The 14,233-nt window shown below is 67.0% G+C and carries 16 protein-coding genes, 1 tRNA gene and 1 pseudogene; 8 read left to right on the forward strand and 10 right to left on the reverse strand.

Annotated elements, in window-relative coordinates; all coding sequences use genetic code 11:
• Nucleotides 1-94: 94 nt before the first annotated feature.
• The 4 genes from AAHG03_RS08610 to AAHG03_RS08625 all read left to right on the forward strand — a co-directional run bounded on the left by AAHG03_RS08610 (nt 95) and on the right by AAHG03_RS08625 (nt 2,934).
• On the forward strand, nt 95-664 hold the full coding sequence (locus tag AAHG03_RS08610) for a NifU family protein (protein WP_342150196.1): 570 nt from the start codon (nt 95-97) through the stop codon (nt 662-664).
• Between the two features lie 182 nt (nt 665-846).
• Nucleotides 847-1,527, forward strand: coding sequence for a tRNA (adenosine(37)-N6)-threonylcarbamoyltransferase complex dimerization subunit type 1 TsaB (gene tsaB / locus AAHG03_RS08615; RefSeq protein WP_342150197.1), 681 nt, complete (start codon nt 847-849; stop codon nt 1,525-1,527).
• The gene (locus AAHG03_RS08620) at nt 1,524-2,045 is read left to right on the forward strand and encodes a GNAT family N-acetyltransferase (RefSeq protein ID WP_342150198.1); all 522 of its coding nucleotides are present in this window, start codon (nt 1,524-1,526) and stop codon (nt 2,043-2,045) included. The genes tsaB and AAHG03_RS08620 overlap by 4 nt, the downstream gene beginning before the upstream one ends.
• Before the next feature lie 19 nt (nt 2,046-2,064).
• A complete protein-coding gene (locus tag AAHG03_RS08625; protein WP_342150199.1) occupies nt 2,065-2,934 on the forward strand; it encodes a lysophospholipid acyltransferase family protein in 870 nt (289 codons plus the stop codon).
• Nucleotides 2,935-3,176: 242 nt separating this feature from the next.
• On the opposite strand, the gene AAHG03_RS08630 is transcribed toward AAHG03_RS08625, so the two are convergent.
• Nucleotides 3,177-3,617, reverse strand: a complete 441-nt coding sequence (locus AAHG03_RS08630) for an MEKHLA domain-containing protein (RefSeq protein ID WP_342150200.1) — start codon at nt 3,615-3,617, stop codon at nt 3,177-3,179.
• A gap of 126 nt (nt 3,618-3,743) precedes the next feature.
• Here AAHG03_RS08630 and miaB point away from each other — a divergent pair, with 126 nt between their 5' ends.
• Both miaB and AAHG03_RS08640 read left to right on the forward strand, forming a co-directional pair.
• On the forward strand, nt 3,744-5,084 hold the full coding sequence (gene miaB, locus AAHG03_RS08635) for a tRNA (N6-isopentenyl adenosine(37)-C2)-methylthiotransferase MiaB (protein ID WP_342150201.1): 1,341 nt from the start codon (nt 3,744-3,746) through the stop codon (nt 5,082-5,084).
• A gap of 35 nt (nt 5,085-5,119) precedes the next feature.
• Nucleotides 5,120-6,229, forward strand: coding sequence for a PhoH family protein (locus AAHG03_RS08640; protein ID WP_342150202.1), 1,110 nt, complete (start codon nt 5,120-5,122; stop codon nt 6,227-6,229).
• Nucleotides 6,230-6,352: 123 nt separating this feature from the next.
• On the opposite strand, the gene AAHG03_RS08645 is transcribed toward AAHG03_RS08640, so the two are convergent.
• From AAHG03_RS08645 to AAHG03_RS08655, 3 genes are all read right to left on the reverse strand, one after another.
• A complete protein-coding gene (locus AAHG03_RS08645; RefSeq protein WP_342150203.1) occupies nt 6,353-7,006 on the reverse strand; it encodes a pyridoxamine 5'-phosphate oxidase family protein in 654 nt (217 codons plus the stop codon).
• A 186-nt stretch (nt 7,007-7,192) separates the two neighbouring features.
• Nucleotides 7,193-8,212, reverse strand: coding sequence for a ketol-acid reductoisomerase (ilvC, locus tag AAHG03_RS08650; RefSeq protein WP_342150204.1), 1,020 nt, complete (start codon nt 8,210-8,212; stop codon nt 7,193-7,195).
• A 25-nt stretch (nt 8,213-8,237) separates the two neighbouring features.
• Complete coding sequence (locus tag AAHG03_RS08655; RefSeq protein WP_342150205.1) at nt 8,238-8,882, reverse strand: TetR/AcrR family transcriptional regulator C-terminal domain-containing protein; 645 nt, start codon at nt 8,880-8,882, stop codon at nt 8,238-8,240.
• Nucleotides 8,883-9,088: 206 nt separating this feature from the next.
• Here AAHG03_RS08655 and AAHG03_RS08660 point away from each other — a divergent pair.
• Nucleotides 9,089-9,163: transfer RNA gene (locus AAHG03_RS08660), tRNA-Val, on the forward strand.
• 128 nt (nt 9,164-9,291) lie between these two features.
• Here AAHG03_RS08660 and AAHG03_RS27085 read toward each other — a convergent pair.
• The 6 genes and pseudogenes from AAHG03_RS27085 to AAHG03_RS08685 form a co-directional block, all read right to left on the reverse strand.
• Nucleotides 9,292-9,915: pseudogene (locus AAHG03_RS27085) on the reverse strand (tyrosine-type recombinase/integrase); the annotation flags it as partial.
• Nucleotides 9,916-10,313: 398 nt separating this feature from the next.
• On the reverse strand, nt 10,314-10,598 hold the full coding sequence (locus AAHG03_RS08665; RefSeq protein WP_342150206.1) for a hypothetical protein: 285 nt from the start codon (nt 10,596-10,598) through the stop codon (nt 10,314-10,316).
• An 81-nt stretch (nt 10,599-10,679) separates the two neighbouring features.
• Nucleotides 10,680-11,039, reverse strand: a complete 360-nt coding sequence (locus AAHG03_RS08670) for a hypothetical protein (protein ID WP_342150207.1) — start codon at nt 11,037-11,039, stop codon at nt 10,680-10,682.
• 198 nt (nt 11,040-11,237) lie between these two features.
• On the reverse strand, nt 11,238-11,729 hold the full coding sequence (locus AAHG03_RS08675; RefSeq protein WP_342150208.1) for a hypothetical protein: 492 nt from the start codon (nt 11,727-11,729) through the stop codon (nt 11,238-11,240).
• A gap of 44 nt (nt 11,730-11,773) precedes the next feature.
• Nucleotides 11,774-12,037, reverse strand: a complete 264-nt coding sequence (locus AAHG03_RS08680) for a hypothetical protein (protein WP_342150209.1) — start codon at nt 12,035-12,037, stop codon at nt 11,774-11,776.
• A 137-nt stretch (nt 12,038-12,174) separates the two neighbouring features.
• Entirely contained in the window at nt 12,175-12,477 is a 303-nt protein-coding gene (locus AAHG03_RS08685; RefSeq protein WP_342150210.1) for a hypothetical protein, read from the reverse strand.
• Between the two features lie 187 nt (nt 12,478-12,664).
• Here AAHG03_RS08685 and AAHG03_RS08690 point away from each other — a divergent pair, with 187 nt between their 5' ends.
• Nucleotides 12,665-14,167, forward strand: coding sequence for a hypothetical protein (locus AAHG03_RS08690; RefSeq protein ID WP_342150211.1), 1,503 nt, complete (start codon nt 12,665-12,667; stop codon nt 14,165-14,167).
• The last annotated feature ends 66 nt before the right edge of the window (nt 14,168-14,233 follow it).

The following is a 14,233-nucleotide window of genomic DNA, read 5'->3' on the forward strand; positions in this document are numbered from 1 at the left end:
TCCACATGGAAGACGGCGGCGGACACTCTCGAAAAGCCCGCAGCCGTTCCCGGCCGGCCTTGAACCGGCGCCAGCGGACACGAGGAATCCTTTCATGTTCATCCAGACCGAAGCCACGCCGAACCCCGCCACCCTGAAGTTCCTGCCCGGCCGCGTCGTGCTGCCCGAGGGCACCTTCGAGGCCCGCGACGCCGAAGGCGCCGAGCGCTCGCCGCTGGCCTCCGCCCTGTTCGCGGTGCCGGGCGTCTCGGGCGTCTATTTCGGGCACGACTTCATCTCGGTCACCAAGGCGGACGGCGTGAACGAGTGGCCGCAGGTGAAGCCCGCCGTGCTCGGCGCGATCATGGATCACTTCCAGTCCGGCCGCCCGGTGCTCGCCGAGGGCGCGGTGCTGGAGGAGGACGACACGGCCGACGAGTTCTACGACGAGGCCGACCACGACACGGTCGTGACTATCAAGGACCTGCTGGAGACCCGCGTGCGCCCGGCGGTGGCGGGTGACGGCGGCGACATCACCTTCCGCGGCTTCCGTGACGGCATCGTCTACCTGGAGATGAAGGGCGCCTGCTCGGGCTGCCCGTCTTCGACCGCGACCCTGCGGCAGGGCGTGCAGAACCTGTTCCGCCACTTCCTCCCCTCGGTCCGCGAGGTCCAGGCGGTCTGAAGCCGGCTTGCTCTTCGGCAACACCGGCGCGCCTTCCTGGGGAGGCCGCGGGCGGACGCGCTGACGCGGCCGTGCTTTTCGGCTTAGAGTGACCGGCACGGGGCGCCGGCCGGCGCTCCGCTCGGGTTCATCGAAAAAACCGGCGGATCGTCCGATGGACGCCCGTCGGCGGGTGTGACGGTTTGCGGATCCTTGCCATCGATACGGCGCTCGACGCCTGCGCCGCCTGCATCGCCACCGACGCGAGCGACGACCTGCTGGCGGACGAGTCGATGCCGCTCGACCGCGGCCACGCCGAGGCGCTGCTGCCGCTGATCGAGCGGGTGATGGCGCGGATGGACGGCGGTTTCGCCAGCCTGTCGCGGGTCGCCGTCACGGTCGGGCCCGGCAGCTATACCGGCTTGCGGGTCGGGCTGTCGGCGGCGCGCGCCGTCGGGCTCGCCGCCGGCATCCCGGTCGTCGGCGTCACCACGCTCTCGGCGCTCCTCGCGCCGCAACTGGCGCTCGACGGCGAGGCGCTGATCGCCGCCGCCATCGATGCGCGCCACGGCGCCGTCTATCTCCAGGCGATGAGCGTCGGCGAAGGCGTGGTGATCCCGCCGCAGCACGTGTCCATCGCGGATGCCGTGGCCCTGCTCGGGCGGCGCCGCACGATCCTCACCGGCACGGGCGCCGCAGCGCTCGCAACTGCGGCGACGGAGGCCGGCCTGTCGGTCGAGGTCGCCGCCACCGGCGCGCCGCAGATCGCCTGGGTCGCCTCGCTCGGCCTCGTCGCCGACCCGGCGCAGGCCCTGCCGCGCCCCCTCTACCTTCGCGGGCCGGATGCCCGGCCGCAGGACCACGCCAGGATCGCGCGGGCATGAACCGGCCCCTCTCCCCGTTCTGGGCCCTCGATTGGTGGTCGGCGTGGTGGGACGCCTGGGGCGCCACGCCCTACGTCGCCCCCCTGCGCGACGCGGACCAAGCGTCGGCCCTGGAGGCGCTGCACGCCACCGCCTTCGCCCGGCCCTGGGCCGCCCACGAGTTCGAGCGGATGCTGTGCGAGCGCTCGACCGAGGCGCATGCCCTGCGCCGCGGCGGCTCGGTGATCGGCTTCGTGCTCTCGCGGAAAGCCGCGGACGAGGCCGAGATCCTCACCATCGTGCTGGCGCCCTCCGTCCGCGGCGGCGGCCACAGCCATCGCCTGCTGCGCGAGCACATGAACGCGCTGGCGTTCTCCGGCATCCGCACGGTCCATCTCGAGGTGGATGAGGGCAACGCCCCGGCGCTCAAGCTCTACACCCGGGCCGGCTTCGTGAAGATCGGCGAGCGCAAGGGCTATTACCCGCTGCCCAACGGCAGCCGGGCCACGGCGCTCACCATGAGCGCGGCACTCGCGTGATCGGCCCGATCTTTACCCGATGACGCGGCCCGGCATCGGCCTACGGCTGGCGATACAGGCGCTGGCCTTCGTGCTTCTCGTCTTGCCGCAAGCCTTGAGCCTGCGCTTCGGCCGCGGGCGGCTCGCCGCGCGCATCCCGGTCTGGTTCCACCGGCTTTTCTTACGCCTGTTCTCGGTGCGGGTGACGCAGAGCGGCACGCCGCCCCCGCCCGGCGAGCCGGCGCTCGTGCTGTCCAACCACGTCTCCTGGCTCGACATCGTCGCGCTGGGGTCGCTCCGCCCGCTCTCCTTCGTGGCGAAGTCCGAGATCGAGGGCTGGCCGGTGATCGGCACGCTGGCCAAACTCCAGCGCACGGTGTTCATCGAGCGCGCGAAGCGCACGGCCACGGCCCACGTCAACGCGACCGTCGGAGAGCGTCTGGCCAACGGCGACCTGATCGTGCTGTTCGCCGAGGGCACCACCGGCGACGGGCTGCACCTCTTGCCCTTCCGCTCCTCGCTCGTCGGCGCCGCCCGCGCGGCGCTCGCCGCCGAGACGGGGGGCTTGGCCCGCATCCGACTGCAGCCGCTGGCGCTCAGCTACCCCCGCCGCAACGGCCTGCCGGTGACGCGGGCCGAGCGGCCGGAGGTGGCGTGGTACGGCGACATGGAACTCGCGCCCCATCTCGGCCTGTTCGCGACCCGCGGCCCCATCGACGTCCACATCGCCTGGAGCCCGCCGATCCCCTTCGACGCCGCCACCGACCGCAAGCGCGCCACCGCCGAGGCCGAGGCGGCGGTGCGGCGGAGCTTACGCGAGACCCGGGGCGGGACGGGGCCGGTGCGGCCAGCGACGGCACCGGCACACGAGGGGGCCGACGTGTCGGCGCCGGGGATCGCGGCGGTTTAGTTTTTTGCGCCGGTCGGTCCCACGCCTCCCCGTCATCGCGAGGCGGAACTGACGCGATCCAGGGCGCGACCCCTACGGATGACGCGACGGAGCCGCCCACGCCCTCCCCATCCACCGCCGTCATTCCGGGGCCGCGCAGCGGAACCCGGAATCCACCCGTGATGCGACGCTGAACAAGGCGTCGCGGCCAGTCGTGGGTTCCGGGTTCTCGCCTTTGGCGAGCCCCGGAATGACAGCGCGTTTCAGCCTCCCACCGGAAACGTCGCCGCCTGCCCGCGGACCCGGCCCGCCTCATCCACCAGCTGCCACACGATGCCGTCCGTGATCGGGAACCGGCGGCCCGATTTCGCGATGCGGATGCCGCGGTAATCGCTCACGAACCCGTCGCGGGCGACCGCATCGAGCAGGCGCTGGCGCTCGGCCCGCTCCGGCGCCTCGGCCGAGAACCGCGAGGGTAGGCCGACGATCTCGTCCCAGTCGTATCCGAAGGCGATCTGCGCCGCCCGGTTGGCGTAGACGAACAGCGGGTCGGCACTCGTGTCGTGGGCCAGCACCGCGAAGGGGGCTTGCCCAAAGAGCCACGCGGCATCGCAGCCTGCCTCCGGCACGAGCGGACGCCCGACGAGGCGCCGGAAGCTGCCGGTCAGCAGAGCGAAGAAGGCGGGATCGGTCTGCAGATTCAAGGCTGAGGCTCCCGTGAGGGCCGAAAGGATCGTCCTTCGGGCGCAAGCGTGCTACAGGGCGCGGCAGCCGAAAATAGTTCGTTTCGAACGATGTCGCCGCCCGTGAGGGCGGCAGGGTCCGCGATCGTGAAGAAAGCCTACGTCAAGTCCTACGGCTGCCAGATGAACGCCTACGACGCCGGCCGCATGGCCGACGTGCTGGCGGGCGAGGGGTATTCCGCCACCGAGGCGGTGGAGGAGGCCGACATCGTCGTCCTCAACACCTGCCACATCCGCGAGAAAGCCGCCGAGAAGGTCTATTCCGAGCTTGGGCGGCTGCGCGTGCTGAAGGGCGAGCGCGCGGAAGCCGGCCGGGAGACGAAGATCGTCGTGGCGGGCTGCGTCGCGCAGGCGGAAGGGCGCGAAATCCTCTCCCGCGCCCCGGCGGTCGATGTGGTGGTCGGCCCGCAGAGCTATCACCGCCTGCCCGACCTGCTGCGCCGCTCCCGCGAGGGCCGCGTCGTCGACACCGAGTTCCCGCTTGAGGACAAGTTCGACCACCTGCCCGCGCGGCGCAACCGCGGCGTCACCGGCTTCCTGACGGTGCAGGAGGGCTGCGACAAGTTCTGCGCCTTCTGCGTGGTGCCCTATACCCGCGGCGCCGAGGTGTCGCGCTCGGTCGCGGCGGTGGTCGAGGAGGCGCGCCGCCTCGTCGCTGAGGGCGTGCGCGAGATCACGCTGATCGGCCAGAACGTCAATGCCTATCACGGCGACGGGGCCGACGGCGCGCCCGCCACGCTGGGCGTCCTGATGGACGCGCTGGCCGGGGTGCCGGGTCTGCTGCGGCTGCGCTACACCACGAGCCACCCCAACGACTTCGCGGATGATCTCATCATCGCGCACGAAAAAAACCCGCTGGTGATGCCCTACCTGCATCTGCCGGTGCAGTCGGGCTCGGACCGCATCCTGCACGCGATGAACCGGCGCCATACCGGCGACGCCTATCGCCGGCTGATCGAGCGCATCCGCCGGGCCCGCCCCGACATTGCGCTGTCGTCGGACTTCATCGTCGGCTTCCCCGGCGAGACGGATGCGGATTTTGCCGACACCATGCGACTCGTGTCCGACATCGGCTTCGCAGCGGCGTTCTCGTTCAAGTACAGCCCGCGCGCCGGCACGCCCGCGGCCGAGCGCGAGGATGCGGTCCCTGAGAGCGTCAAGACCGAGCGGCTGGCAGCCTTGCAGAAACTGCTCGACGCCCAGCGCCACGCCTTCAACGAGGCCGCAGTCGGCACGGTGACGGAGATCTTGGTCGAGAAGACCGGGCGCCATCCGGGGCAGGTTGCGGGCAAGACGCCGCAGCTTCAGGCGGTGCAGTTCGATGCGCCCGCCTCCACCATCGGCACCCTGGTCCCGGTGCGGATCGTGCGCTCGGGCTCGAACAGCCTGTTCGGCGAGTTGCTGCCCGATGCGGCCGCCGCCGCGTGACCTATATAAGGGGCACCGAGGCAGGAATCTCTTGAGTGCCGATTGACGTTGCGTCCGCCCGCGGCCCCGCCGGCCGCGGCAAAGCCCCCTCCGCCGGGCGCCCCGGCCTCGCCGAGACCGTCGAGGTCTCGCTGACCTTCGACGACAACCGCCTCGCCAGCCTCGTCTTCGGCCAGTACGACCAGAACGTCGCCCATATCGAGCGGCGACTGGGCATCACCGGCACGGCGCTCGGCAACCATCTCGTCCTGAAGGGCGCCCCCGACGCGGCCGAAAAAGCCCGGCGGGTGTTCGAGCGGCTCTATGTCCGCGTGCAGAAGGGCGGCACGCCGCTGACGCTCGGCGACGTGGACGGGGTGATCCAGGAGGTCACCGTCCAGGGCAACCTGTTCCCCTCCGCCGAGATCGCCGTCGACGATCCCGGCCGCGAGCAGTTCGAGCAGATCGCCACCCGCAAGCGCGGCGCCGTGCGCGCCCGCAACGCGGCGCAGAGCGAGTACATCAAGCTGTTGCGCGCCAACGAACTCGTGTTCGCCGAAGGGCCCGCGGGCACCGGCAAGACCTGGCTCGCGGTGGGCCACGCGGTCTCGCTGTTGGAGCAGGGCCATGCCGAGCGGCTGATCCTGTCGCGCCCCGCGGTCGAGGCCGGCGAGCGACTCGGCTTCCTGCCGGGCGACATGCGCGAAAAGGTCGATCCGTACCTGCGGCCGATCTACGACGCGCTCTACGACTTCATGGAGGCCCGCCACGTCGATCGCGGCCTGCAGACCGGTATCATCGAGATCGCCCCGCTCGCCTTCATGCGCGGGCGCACGCTCACCAACGCCGTGGTGCTGCTGGACGAGGCGCAGAACACCACCTCCATGCAGATGAAGATGTTCCTGACGCGATTGGGCGAGAACTCGCGCATGATCATCACGGGCGATCCGAGCCAGATCGATCTGCCGCCGGGGCAGAAATCGGGGCTGGTCGAGGCGGTCAACGTGCTCGACGGCGTCGAGGGCATCGGCCGCGTCCGCTTCCGCGACGTGGACGTGGTGCGCCACGACCTCGTGCGCCGCATCGTCACCGCCTACGAGAAGGCCGCCCACGGCGAGGGCGAGTACGACCGCAACCCGAACCCGCGGCGCCGGCCGTTGGCCTGACGCCACCTGTCGAGGCCGGCTGCTAGCGCATCGTCCTGGATATCGTATCCAAGACGATGCGCTAGGTCTTTGTGCCGCATCGGCTTTTTCCGAAAGCCGGCGACCACCTTTCGGGCCGATGCTCTAGCCCTCGCCCCGCATCACCTTGGCGCCGTAGGCATCGAGGTCGAGCACGCCTTCCTGGGCGACGCGGGCCTTGTCGTCGTCGCTGATGACATCCTGCACGATATCGAGGCGCTTCCACTGGGCGAGCGGGGTCTCGGCGTCGGGCTTCGGGACGTAGCGGCTCTGCTCGACCTTGGTGTGCTTGTGGATGTAGCGCGGGCAGTTGACCCAGGCCTTGGTGACGTCGACGCGCACGACGTACTTCGCCTCCGCCCATTCGGAGAGGAGGGGATCGTCACGCACGATCCGGGCGGTGCCCTGGACGCGTAGCCGATGGGGCGTCTCGAAATCGATGAACAGCAGGCCGACCTTGCCCTGGCCCGCGACGTTGCCCATCGACAGGAACATGCCGTTGCCGTCGAAACCGGGGAAGGCGAGTTCGTTCTGCCCCAGCACCTTTACCACGCCGGTCGGGCCGCCCTTGTAAGAGACGGTCGGATTGCCGTCCGGATCGACGGTGGAGAGGAAGAACATATCGCGGCTCTCGATGAAGCCGCGCTCCATCTCGCCGATCGCCGGCTGGACGTGGTGCTTGTCGAGGAAGTCGGCGAGCTTGCGGGTGTCGAACGCGTCCTGGAGCGCGCGGTGCTCCCCGCTGTAGAGCGATTCCATTCTCGTCCTCCCGTTCCTTATCGTCCGGCCCGTCTCGCGCGGGCGCGGCCCTTTTGGCACGTCGGCGGCCGAGCGTCGAAGGGCAAAATGCCCGTGATGCCGCACGAAAAAGGCCGGCACCGCTTACGCGACGCCGGCCCCGGCGGGACGGTGAGGCCGAGCGAAGCACGGCCTAAAAATCCCAAATTAGTTCTTGGACTTGTCGACGAGGGCCTTCTCGGAGATCCACGGCATCATGCCGCGGAGCTTGGCGCCGACTTCCTCGATCGGGTGGGCGGCGAGCTTGGCGCGGGTGGCCTTGAACGAGGTCTGGCCGACCTTGTTCTCCAGCATCCAGTTGCGGGTGAAGATGCCCGACTGGATGTCGTTGAGGACGCGCTTCATCTCGGCCTTGGTCTCCGGCGTGACGATGCGCGGGCCGGTGACGTACTCGCCGTACTCGGCGGTGTTCGAGATCGAGTAGTTCATGTTGGCGATGCCGCCCTCGTAGATGAGGTCGACGATCAGCTTCACCTCGTGCAGGCACTCGAAATAGGCCATCTCGGGGGCGTAGCCCGCCTCGACCAGCGTCTCGAAGCCGGCCTTGATCAGCTCGACGAGGCCGCCGCACAGCACGGCCTGCTCGCCGAACAGGTCGGTCTCGCACTCCTCCTTGAAGGTCGTCTCGATGATGCCGGCGCGACCGCCGCCGTTGGCGGAGGCGTAGGACAGGCCCAGATCGTGGGCGTTGCCCGACGCGTCCTGGGCGATGGCGATGAGCGTCGGCACGCCGCCACCCTTGAGGTACTCGCCGCGCACGGTGTGGCCGGGGCCCTTCGGGGCGACCATCAGCACGTCGAGGTCCTTGCGGGGCTCGATCAGGTTGAAGTGCACGTTGAGGCCGTGGGCGAACAGGAGGGCGGCACCCTGCTTCAGGTTCGGCTCCAGCGACTCCTTGTAGATGTCGCCCTGCAGCTCGTCGGGGGTGAGCATCATCACCACGTCGCCCCACTTGGCGGCCTCAGTGACGGACATCACCTTGAAGCCCTCGGCCTCGGCCTTCTTGGCGGTGGCGGAGCCCTCGCGCAGCGCGATGACGATGTCCTTCACGCCGGAATCGCGCAGGTTGAGCGCGTGGGCGTGGCCCTGGCTGCCGTAGCCGACGATGACGACGTTCTTGCCCTTGATCAGGTTCAGGTCGGCATCGCGATCGTAATAGACGCGCATGGGGTGTCCTCTCTTCTTTCTGGGTTTAGGGGTTCGCCCGGCCGTAGAGGGCCAGGAACTGCGCGACGGCGTGCGCCGCCTCGCGTCCGATGTCGGCGGCGTCGAGGGAGAGCGCGTCGCCGAGCAGGAGTCGGATCTGGATGTCGCGGCCGACCAGACCGAAGAAGGTCCGGAACGCGGCCTCGGTGTCGTCGAAGGCCAGCAGTGCGGCGGCACGGCCAGCCTCCAGAACCGGCTTGACCCGCTCGCCGATGGCGAAGCGGCCGTTGGCCAGCACGATGGCGCCGAGGTTGCTCTTGTGCGAGCCGGCATGGGCCACGGCGATGCGGTTGAGCGCGACCGAAGTCGGGCTCGCGATCACCGAGAGCCAGGATTCGGCGAAGTCCTGCAGGTTCTTTTTCAACGTCGCGGCGTCGAGGGCGTCGATCTCGTACCGGCCCGTATGGACCCGCGAGGCCTGCCAGCGCACGGTCGCGGTCAGCAGCCCGTCGCGGTCACCGAACCACTTGTAGAGCGTCTCCTTGGAGCAGCTCGCGCGGCGTGCCACCGCATCCATGGTCAGCGGATCGCCGCCCTCGACGATCAGCGACAGCACCGCATCGAGCACCGCCTGCTGGCGCAGGGACGGCGTCTCCGAGGGCGTGTCGAGGATGGCGGCGCTGGCGGACATGAACCGTGGGGCTGAGCCGTACTGTACGGTACGGTACGGCTCACTAGTCCGATTCGTTGGACAGAACAAGACAAGCTGACGGACAAATCCGACAAGCCGCATTCCCGCGAACAAGGCGCTTTACGCGCGCCCCGACCCGACGTATACGGCCCTCACGCCGCGTTTGCGGCGCCCTTGCCGCCTTTCCCGAGCGGCAGGCGGGGCTCGGGTGCGTAGCTCAGCGGGAGAGCATTCGCTTCACACGCGAAGGGTCACAGGTTCGATCCCTGTCGCGCCCACCACGCCCACTGGCAAGTTTCTGGCAAGTTGGGGTCGTTCGCCTCTCTGCCATGGGCAGCTTGACCACCTGCTGAAACAGCTTTTCTACCGCCCGCCGGCTGGCCTGCATGTAGGTCGGGTCCGCGTCGGCGTAGATGTCCGTGGTGCCCTTGGAGTGCGCCAGCAGGGCATCAACTTCCCACTTCGACACCCCCTGTGACCGGCACCACCAGGCCGTGGTGTGGCGGAAGCTGTACGCCGTCACGTCCCCCAGCTCATCGTTCCTAAGACCCGCCGAATCACGTAGGCGATGCCAGGCCGTCTTCATCGAAGCCACCGGCTTGCCGTGGTAGCGAATCAGGAAGCCTTCTCCCCCGTCCTGCCGGTGCCATGCCCGCAGGCGTTCCAGCAGGTACGGGCAGGCGCGAATCACCGCGCGCCGTTTCTTTGTCGGCACCCGACCCGGCGGGTTCATGTCGATGATGCCGGTGGTTAGCTCCACCTGCGACCAGCGGAGATCGAACAGTGCGCCGGACCGCGCCGAGGTGCCGAGCAGCAGGCACAGGTAGCGGGTGATGTGCGGCTCCATCCCGCGCGCGGCCTCGAACAGCGCCTTCATTTCCGGCAGCGTCAGCCGGCGCCCCTTCTTGGGCTGTCCCGGCCCGTCCGCGATGCCTTGGACGTAGGGGAGGGCGGCCAGCTCCCCCAGCTTGTAGGAGCGGTTCAGCGCGGCCTTGCCAAACGTCACCACCCGCCCGGCGCTGGACGGCTTCATGCGAGCGAGCAGGGAGGCGCGGAACGCGGCTTGCCGCTGCGGTTTGGTTGCCTGCGCCACGGTGTCCTCACCGAAGAACGCCCGCCAGACGTTGTAGTAGGTCTTTTGGGAGCCTTTGGAGGGCAGCTTGCTGGCGTGTGCGTCGTAGTAGGTGAGCAGCACGTCGGAGAGCTTCACGTCGCCGAGCGGGGCGTTCTCGGGCCGGACGTTGAGGACGAACCACTCATTCAGGAGCCGCTTGGCCTCCTCGAAGTCGGTGGTGTTGAGGGACACCCGCTTCGGCGTCGTGCACTCGGTCCAGCAGCGATACCAAGCGGGCGAGCCACCGCGTTGGCCCAGATAGTAGATGCCAACCCGATACTCATCCCGCTTGGCGTACTTTGCCACCGTCCCCTCCCTTACTCCGCAGCATCGGCGGCCTGGCCTTCGTCCGGCGTCTCGCCACCCCACAACCGCACCGCGTCCGCACCGAACAGGATGTAGTCGCAGAGCATCACGCCCAGGAACCGGACGCCGCCGTTGCCGTACTGGACATACGGCACGCGCCCGGCGCGTCGGTTTCGCCGCACTGTCGATAGGTCCAGTTTTAAAAAGTGTGCGGCGCGCTGTTCGTTGTACTGCGCATAAAGCGTGATGCCGTGCTCACGGGCGACTTCAGCTCGCATGATGTTCAGCTGGTCCACCGGAATTTTACTCGGGTCAGCCATATTCGCCTCCACGTTAGCAGAGACAGGAGAGGAGCGAATCCCCTCCCGTGAAGAATTTCAGGGCGTGTGGGTGTCGATGGGCCAGCCGGACGGCTCCCGCATCCGAACCGGCGGGGCGTCGTCCTTGTCCGGCAGCGGCGGCGGCACGTACACTTCGCCGGGGCACTCGCCGCCGAGCTTGAACCCCTGTTCCAGCCAGCCCGGCAGCGCGCACAGCACCACCAGCAGGACCAGCCACTTGAGCGCGTGGGAGAACCCCTTGAAGGCCCCCACGACCACGGCGACGACGGCGGTGCCGAAGCCGAGGGTGTAGTACCAGGCCGCGATGCCTGAGCCTTCCACCACCGCGCTCCCGGCGCAGTAGAGGTACGGCGCGTATCCGGCCTTCACCGCCGCGTAGTTAGCCCCAGCGGCCACCGCGCCGACCGCGAGAATGTGTCCGGTGGTAATGTCCCTTGAAACTCCGTCTGCTTTGCCCATGGGAAGCCCTTTCCGAAAGTTTGCGGGAAGCCATCCGGCCAAGCGCCCTCACCACCAGCAAAAGCATGCTGATGCCTAACTGCATGATGGCGAGGGTAAGTTGTACGGAGAGCTTGATCAGCGTGAGCGCGAGGCTCACCGCCAGACCGTCCGGCGCTTGGTCACGGTTTCGGAAATTTCCACGTTCCGAACCCTTGCCCGTTCGACCTGGTAGCAACCAAGCCCTTTCCCCTGCCGCAGATCGAGGTAGACCGCGAAGAGGTCGCGGGGCGTCTGGACAATCACCACCGGCCAGCCCTTGCACCAGTCATGGTGACCACGGGACGAGCCGGCCAGGAAGGCGCCGCGCGTGAACTGAAGGCGGTTCAGGCCGTCTTCCACGCCGTAGTAGGTGCCCGCCGTGAGAATGGCCGCCTCACCGCTGCGCCCGAGGTTGGTGCGCAGGGAACCGTGGACCCGGAACGCCGGGCTGGTGATCGGTTCGGAAGAGAACCGCTCATTGCCGATGATGTACCTGCCGTCTTCTTGTGGCGGGATGATCGACAGGCCCGAGGGCGGCGTTCGTGAAACGGGCACAACGTCCCGTCCACGCACCATGACGGTGCGCGTCAAAATTCGTTTGAGCATCGTGGGTTACTCCGTTCCGGCGCTGTCTGCGCTGGCCCGGCTAATCAAATCTTTGAAGGGCGCTTCGTCAAACGGCGCTTTTTGGGGAAGACCTTGAGTTTGCTAGGTTTTTTGAACGGAGCATGTCGCGACGCGGGAATTTTTGACAAGTCCCTGACTCTTTTGGGAAATCCGTCGCTGTCGAACATTTCCATTATGAGCGGTAGGGCTTTGAAATAGCTAGCTTTTTTAGGCTCCATCCAGAATTCCTTGGTGTGGTCCAAGCGCTTGTTGAGCCGCGACATGCGCCAAGCCTCATGGTCGCTCAACGACCTAATCTTACCCTCCTCCATTATTTTATAATTGTCTTTAATGTCTTTTATCTGCCACGAGCGGCCATTTGGCGGAGGAAAAAGCAAAGTGCCGACTTTAAGCGAGAACTGGTTTCGGGGACTGTAAATTCCGCCTACGTGCTTTTTTCTGAAACCTCTGGATGAAAAGATATTGGCTCATAAGTTCGGCGCTTAAAATCGATGTCCTCCACCCAATCTTTAGTTTTGCCTAGCATATAACAAACTTCGAAGATGCTGGCCCCGAGGTGAAGCATCGTAGTTGCTTCTATGTGGTGAACGTACATTCTTGCTTCAGGCGGAAACGTCCGAATACGTTTTAAAAGTTCCTCGTGCCACTTTTTTTGCTCTTTTTCCGGCCAGCTGTAGAATTCGGCGTAGCGCTCAAAATTACTTTTGCGGCGTTGTTCGATAGACACGGCAAACCCGGAACTTCGTGGCCCAACCACCCTGAGCGTAACCCGCCGCGCCCTCCCTTGCCACTAGGTGGCAGCTAGGAGCGGGGATGGGTTAGCAGCAGCATGACACAGGGTAGGACGCCCTTATGCATTTCGCTGTGCGAAATGCGGGGAGCTTCGCTTTAAGCTGTGTCAAGGTAAGCCATAAATGGCTGTTTTCACTTTCAAACATGCCTTCATCGGCAAGGCGAAACAGGCGGCAGGGACCGCCTCGGCGCACGTCCGATACATCACCCGAAAGTCAGCGACCCACGCCATTGCGTCTGAGGGGATGCCCCGCCACCGCCATGCCGTGCAGCGGTTTATGGACGAGCGCGAGGCTTCAATCCGAAAGAACGGACGGGTCTGTGATAAGTTTATCATCGCGGTCCCGAAGGAGATGGACCAGGCGCAGGCCCTTCACACCCTGCGGCGCTTCGGCAACAAGATCAGCCACCGATGGGACGGCGAGCAGAAGCGAGTCCTGAAAGCATCGTACTTTCTGACGTTGCAGGATTGGGACACCCACAATCCGCACTGCCACTTTGTGTTCGTAGACGCGGACCGGGAAACCGGGGAACGGGTTTTCGGGACGACGCGAAAAGGCAGCACGGAGCGCCTTCGCGCCACATGGGAGAATGTCTGCAACGACGAGCTGGAAAGGCTTGGCATCGAGGCGAAGGTTGACCGAAGGCCGCAGCACGTCATCGAGGCGGAGCAAGCGGCGCGCACAGAACTTGACCGGCGCGCAGAAAACCAGAGCGCGGCGCAGAAAGAGGTGCCGGTGCCTGAATCGTCCGACCTTGCCGGACAACTGCCGCCCTCAGACGCCCCCACACACGAGCTCCCCGAATCCCCCGCGTCCGCGCACGAGCAGGAGCTTGTGCAGGAGGACGAGATGGCTGGCAAAGTGGCACAGATCAGGGAACGTGAGGATGCCGAGCCGGACGGGCCTGGCCGCATTGTCGCCGGACCGGAGCCGGTGTCCGTCGTCGCCAAGGTGCGCGGCGCCTACCAGCTGTCTCAGCGGCTCAGGGAGACCAAGAGTCAGCGGAAGCTGCTGACCACAGCCCTGTCGTGGAAGGAAACGGCCCAGGAGCGGTCCGATGAGGCCGCGCGGTCGGCCGCCATCCTGATGCAGCAGGAGCAGGGATTCGAGCGACGGCATACCCACGGTCACGTCAACGGTACGGCGCAGCTGAGAGGCTACCAGGCGCCTTCATGGTCGTTTCTGCCGTCTGCTGTGCGCGGCTGGCAGTCCAAGGCACGGAAGGATGCGGTAGCGGCTCAGAGCAGGCTGGACGACCGGCGCGAGGAGCACGCCGTGCACGTCCGCAACCGTGACGAGGCCCAGCGCACCAGCGAGCAGTGGGAGCAGCACACCCGGCCGCAGGCCCAGAACGTACCCGGCCATCCGAACTATGCGTGGCTCAGCGCCGCCGAGCAGAAGGCGGCTCTGGCTGAGATGGAGCAGGCCGAGAAAGCCATTGAGGCAACGCGGACGGGCAAGCTGGACGGTCTGACGCCTGAGGCAGTCTGGACAGCCTACAAGGCGGAGGAGATCACGCTGGACGAGGCCAGGGATGCCGCTCAGGCCACCGGGTTTGAGCAGCTGGCCGAGGCTTTGGAGAACGAGGCCGCACAGGAACAGGAAGAAGGGCTGGGGGCATAGAAGAGCCCCCAAATGGGGGCTGCACTGGCCGAGCCTGTGTTTCTCGGCGGCTATGGAGAACGAAGT

It is taken from the genome of Methylorubrum subtropicum, assembly GCF_038442325.1.
GTDB classification, from domain to species: domain Bacteria; phylum Pseudomonadota; class Alphaproteobacteria; order Rhizobiales; family Beijerinckiaceae; genus Methylobacterium; species Methylobacterium subtropicum.

What these genes read in the sequence shown, in the direction of transcription:
- AAHG03_RS08610 (WP_342150196.1), top strand. Translation starts at nt 95, where the DNA reads ATGTTCATCCAGACCGAAGCCACGCCGAACCCCGCCACCCTGAAGTTC.
- AAHG03_RS08620 (WP_342150198.1), top strand. Translation starts at nt 1,524, where the DNA reads ATGAACCGGCCCCTCTCCCCGTTCTGGGCCCTCGATTGGTGGTCGGCG.
- AAHG03_RS08625 (WP_342150199.1), top strand. Translation starts at nt 2,065, where the DNA reads ATGACGCGGCCCGGCATCGGCCTACGGCTGGCGATACAGGCGCTGGCC.
- AAHG03_RS08645 (WP_342150203.1), bottom strand. Translation starts at nt 7,006, where the DNA reads ATGGAATCGCTCTACAGCGGGGAGCACCGCGCGCTCCAGGACGCGTTC.
- ilvC (WP_342150204.1), bottom strand. Translation starts at nt 8,212, where the DNA reads ATGCGCGTCTATTACGATCGCGATGCCGACCTGAACCTGATCAAGGGC.
- AAHG03_RS08655 (WP_342150205.1), bottom strand. Translation starts at nt 8,882, where the DNA reads ATGTCCGCCAGCGCCGCCATCCTCGACACGCCCTCGGAGACGCCGTCC.
- AAHG03_RS08675 (WP_342150208.1), bottom strand. Translation starts at nt 11,729, where the DNA reads ATGCTCAAACGAATTTTGACGCGCACCGTCATGGTGCGTGGACGGGAC.
- AAHG03_RS08690 (WP_342150211.1), top strand. Translation starts at nt 12,665, where the DNA reads ATGGCTGTTTTCACTTTCAAACATGCCTTCATCGGCAAGGCGAAACAG.